Consider the following 4,221-nt stretch of genomic DNA (forward strand, 5'->3'; position numbering starts at 1 on the left):
GCGTCGAGTGACGAAGACTTCATGAAGGCAATGCTCCCCGCCTGGACGGGCTAGTCGCAGCGACCGCCCCAGGGGCGGCTGCCCTGCCACTGGTAGAGCTCCCAACCCATGTCGTCCTGGTCGTACTCACTTGCGGTGTGCGGTGGGACGCCGACCAGCTCGGATCGTCCGGCATGGTTCGCAGTGCTGTTCCAAGTCGACTGGAGGAATTGGTACGCACCCATGTACGGCCCATCGGGGTTGTACGAGGTGTAGCTCCCTTCGTGCGCGCGGGTGCACACGAGGAATGGGTGGAAATGTTGCGGGTGCATGCCTGGGGTGGGCGTGTAGTCCACGGGTGCGCCAGGAGGCGCGGCGCCGCTACCGGTCGGGTTCACCGGTCGCGGTGGCTGTGCGCGCAGCGCGCGAGCCCGGTCTTCGGCGGCCTGCAGCTTTGCGTCGATGTCGCGACCGAGCGCTAGGAGGTCGTCGAGCACGGTCTGCTGCGCCTCGCGAGCCTGCTGGAGCTGCGCACGCTCAACCTCGAGCTGCTCGGTCACCTGGAAGAGATCCTCGAACAACTCGTGATCCTGCGCGTTGAGCTGGTCGAGGAGGTGCGTGCGTCGCATCAGCGTCAGCACGTCGCCCGTTCCAAGGATCGGGCTCAATCCGCTGCCTGGGCGCATGTACGCGGCGACGGCACGCTTCTTGGCCCGGTCGCGGAGCTGGCGACGGCGCTCGGCGAGCTCGGGGAGCCGGGTCTGGATCTCGCCGATCTGGGCCTCGAGTGCCTGGGCCTGTGCGAGCGTGTCGAGAAACGCCGCGGACGCCGCGTCGGCCTGGGCGCGCAACGCCGCGACCTCGGCCTCGGCATCGGCGAGCGAGCCGGCGCTCGCCACGGAGGCGGGGAGGAGCACGCCGACGACGAGCACGGTCGCTCCCAGCCCGACGGCCGCGCGCGTCCAACGGCTGCGTCGGTCGGGGATGGGGCGCACGCGGGGACTCCTCAGGAGAGCGGCGGGGTCAGTCCCAGGGCCCGCACGCCGGGTCGCGGGGCGAGCTCTCGGGAATCGAGGGTAGCCCGGGACGCTCCGGCTGAAGCCCTTGAGCCGGTAGGGTGGAGCCACGACGCCCTGGCGGGGCGGCTCCTTCGGGGGGACACCTCATGCGCACACCGTGGCTTGCCGTCATCCTGGCTGCATTCGTGGCTGGAGCGGGAACCATCCTGCTTGCTGATCCCGGCACCACCGAGCCGCGTGTGCTCGTCACGCCAGCCGCATCTTCGGGCCACGCCGGTCACCCGACCGCCATCAACGGTCAGAAGATCACGGGCGTCAAGCTCCAGGACATCGCGCACGAGTCGGAGCCCGACCAGCCGCTCAGCACCGAGGAGCGCGCGTTGGTCGCCGCGCAGCTGGTCGTGGCCCGTGACACTGCGATGCGCTACCCGACCGTCGCCGACGCCGAGGCCGCGGGCTACTACCTCGCCGGGGGCTTCGCACCGGGTAGCGGGGCGCACTACGTGGGCGGCAGCCTGGGTGCCGATCCGATCGACCTCGAGCATCCCGGCTCGCTCATCTACGAGGGCATGAACCCCGAGTCGAAGATCGTGGGCCTCATGTACCTCGGTGGCGGAGCCGACGCGCCCGAGGGCTTCGTCGGACCGAACGACCACTGGCACCGCCACAGCAATGTGTGCGTGAAGTTCGGCACTGGTCCTGGGGGCTCGCTCGAGGTGCCGTTCCCGGCCGACGCAGACGTGACGGCGAAGATGTGCCGGGACGTGGGGGGCAGCTTCATGACGATCACCACGTGGATGGTGCACGCGTGGGTCGTTCCCGGGTGGGAGAGCCCGCTCGGCGTCTTCTCGCACGACAACCCGAACATCCGCTGCGCGGACGGCACCTACAACACCGACAAGGCTGGGTTCTGCGAAGGCGTGTAAGAACGCAACCTCTCGAGCCGCCGCCGACGCGGTGGCAGCTTCCTGATCCAACCGAGGCCGACGACGATGTCGTCGGCCTCGGTGCTGACCTGGAGCCGGGCACGCTCCTCGCCGCGTACCGGGGCGGCCTCTTCCCGATGCGGCTGCGGGGGGGCGGACCGATCGCCTGGTGGTCACCCGACCCGCGCGGCGTCATCCCGCTCGACGGCTTACATGTCAGCCGCTCGCTCCGGCGCTCGTGTCGCCAGTTCGAGATCCGGGTCGACACGGCGTTCGCCGACGTCATCCGCAGCTGCGCAGATCCGTCGCGCCCGTCCGGTTGGATCGACGACGAGTTCATCGCCGCCTACACGCGGCTGCACGAGCTGGGTTGGGTGCACAGTGTCGAGGCGTGGACGCGTGACCCCGAGCCCGAGCTCGCGGGCGGCGTGTACGGCGTCGCGATCGGTGGCCTCTTCGCCGGCGAGTCGATGTTCCACCGCCGTACCGACGCGTCCAAGGTCGCGCTCGTGGGTCTCGTCGAACGTCTTCGAGCCGGCGGTGCCAGAGTGTTCGACGTCCAATGGCAGACCGAGCACCTCGCCTCGCTCGGCGCAGTCGAAGTGTGTCGGGCCGACTACCTCCGAGAGCTGGCCGGCGCGGTTCGCCGGCCCCAACTCTCGTTGGAGTGAACGGTCAGACTGTTGGCGGCGGAGGTGTCGGGTTCCCCACGACCTTGTTGAAGCTGTCCTGGATGATTGCTCCGCCGATGATCCCGAGCAGGAAGATCAGGATGAACGCGATTGGAGCGTTCATCTTCTCGGCCGTGACCTGCTCCACACCCTGGGAGTACTTCCAGAGCCAGTAGATGTTCACGAAGACGATGCCGTAGATCCCGAGCGTGAAGAGCGCCAAGAAGAAGACGCCGATGGGGCTTCGCTTTGTCATGCCGTCGGTCTACTTGCCACGGTGTTTCAACTGCAACCCGATGTGATCTTGATCTTGACCTTTGTGGACGGCCAGGCGGCGATATCTCTCGCCGCCTGGCAAAGCTAGGACTCGCGATCAGCGGCGACGGCGTCGAGGAGTGCGTATTCGGTCTCGGTGTCCGGGGCGTCCTCGTACTCGATGACGCCGATCTCGGTGAAGCGATCACGCAGCCATCCGTCGCCGGCGTCGAGCAAGCCGAGCTTCTTGCAGTTCGGGACGATCTTGGAGAACAGCGCGGCCTGGAACGGGTTCACTCCTGGCTTGCGCACCTCGAAGAGCATGCGCGTGATCATCTCGCGCTCGACGCCGCAGCGCTCCCACACCGCGTGCATCATCAGCCGGTCGCGCATGCGCAGGCCGGCCTCGAACGCGAACTCCTGACGCTCCTTGATCTCGGCCGCACCCAACCCTTCGTAGTACTCCTTGAGCGAGAGCACGCCGAACGCAACGTGACGCGCTTCGTCGCTCATCACGTAGCGGAGGAGCTTCTTGAGCAGCGGCTCGGTGGTCACCGCGTGCATGAACCCGAACGCGGCGAGGGCGAGTCCTTCCACCATGATCTGCATGCCCATGTAGGTCATGTCCCAGCGGTCGTCGCCGATGATGTCGTCGATGAGCAGCTGCAAGGCCGGGTTGACGGGGTAGTGCCCGTCGAGCTTGGTGTCGAGGTAGCGAGAGAAGACCTCGACGTGGCGAGCTTCGTCCATCACCTGCGTTGACGCGTAGTACTTGGCGTCGATCCACGGGACGGTCTCGACGATCTTGGCCGTGCAGATGAGCGCGCCCTGCTCACCGTGCAGGAACTGGCTCATGCGCCAGTTGAACGCCTCGACCGCGAGGTTCGTCCACTGCGCATCGGTCCAGGTCTTGAGCGGCGAGTTCGGGAGGTCGATGAGCCGTTGGCGCAGGTGGGCGATCGCCGACTGCATCTCGCGGGCGACGGACTCGACGTCGACGTCGATCGACCAGTCCAGGTCGGTGCTGCCATTCCACTGCGACGTCTTCGCCCGCTCGTAGAGCTTGGACAGCGCGGCGCGGCTGCGCTCGTAGTCCCACGTGAAGATGCAGTCGGCGCCCACGGCCGTGGTGTGGGCGAGCTCGCCGAAGTCGATGGCGTCGTCGGCGAGGATGGACTCGATGCTGTTGGCGTCGTCGCGCCCGAGTGCCTTGAAATCCACACTCATGGTCGACTCCGCTCCGCTCTACCGGCCATCCGGCCAGCGCTCCGCTGCGTCTCGCTGACTTTGGCCATGTGCGCCCCTCCGCTCCGCGGGTTACTCCACGGTAGCCTGACGCCTATGGCGGTGATCACCGTGTACCACAACCCT

At 67.4% G+C, this 4,221-nt stretch carries 5 protein-coding genes; 2 read left to right on the top strand and 3 right to left on the bottom strand.

Features of this window, described 5'->3' with window-relative positions:
• Positions 1–50: 50 nt before the first annotated feature.
• Positions 51–974, bottom strand: a complete 924-nt coding sequence (locus WEE69_06130; GenBank protein MEX1144863.1) for a hypothetical protein — start codon at positions 972–974, stop codon at positions 51–53.
• A gap of 170 nt (positions 975–1,144) precedes the next feature.
• On the opposite strand from WEE69_06130, the gene WEE69_06135 reads away from it, so the two are divergent.
• Complete coding sequence (locus tag WEE69_06135; protein MEX1144864.1) at positions 1,145–1,924, top strand: hypothetical protein; 780 nt, start codon at positions 1,145–1,147, stop codon at positions 1,922–1,924.
• Positions 1,925–2,013: 89 nt separating this feature from the next.
• Positions 2,014–2,595 carry a leucyl/phenylalanyl-tRNA--protein transferase gene (gene aat / locus WEE69_06140; protein MEX1144865.1) on the top strand — a complete coding sequence of 194 codons (582 nt, stop codon included), beginning with the start codon at positions 2,014–2,016 and terminating at the stop codon, positions 2,593–2,595.
• 4 nt (positions 2,596–2,599) lie between these two features.
• On the opposite strand, the gene WEE69_06145 is transcribed toward aat, so the two are convergent.
• On the bottom strand, positions 2,600–2,851 hold the full coding sequence (locus tag WEE69_06145) for a hypothetical protein (protein MEX1144866.1): 252 nt from the start codon (positions 2,849–2,851) through the stop codon (positions 2,600–2,602).
• A 104-nt stretch (positions 2,852–2,955) separates the two neighbouring features.
• The gene (locus WEE69_06150; protein MEX1144867.1) at positions 2,956–4,077 is read right to left on the bottom strand and encodes a ferritin-like domain-containing protein; all 1,122 of its coding nucleotides are present in this window, start codon (positions 4,075–4,077) and stop codon (positions 2,956–2,958) included.
• Positions 4,078–4,221 lie beyond the last annotated feature (144 nt).

The sequence above is a fragment of the Acidimicrobiia bacterium genome (genome assembly GCA_040881685.1).
Lineage (GTDB): Bacteria > Actinomycetota > Acidimicrobiia > IMCC26256 > PALSA-555 > SHVJ01.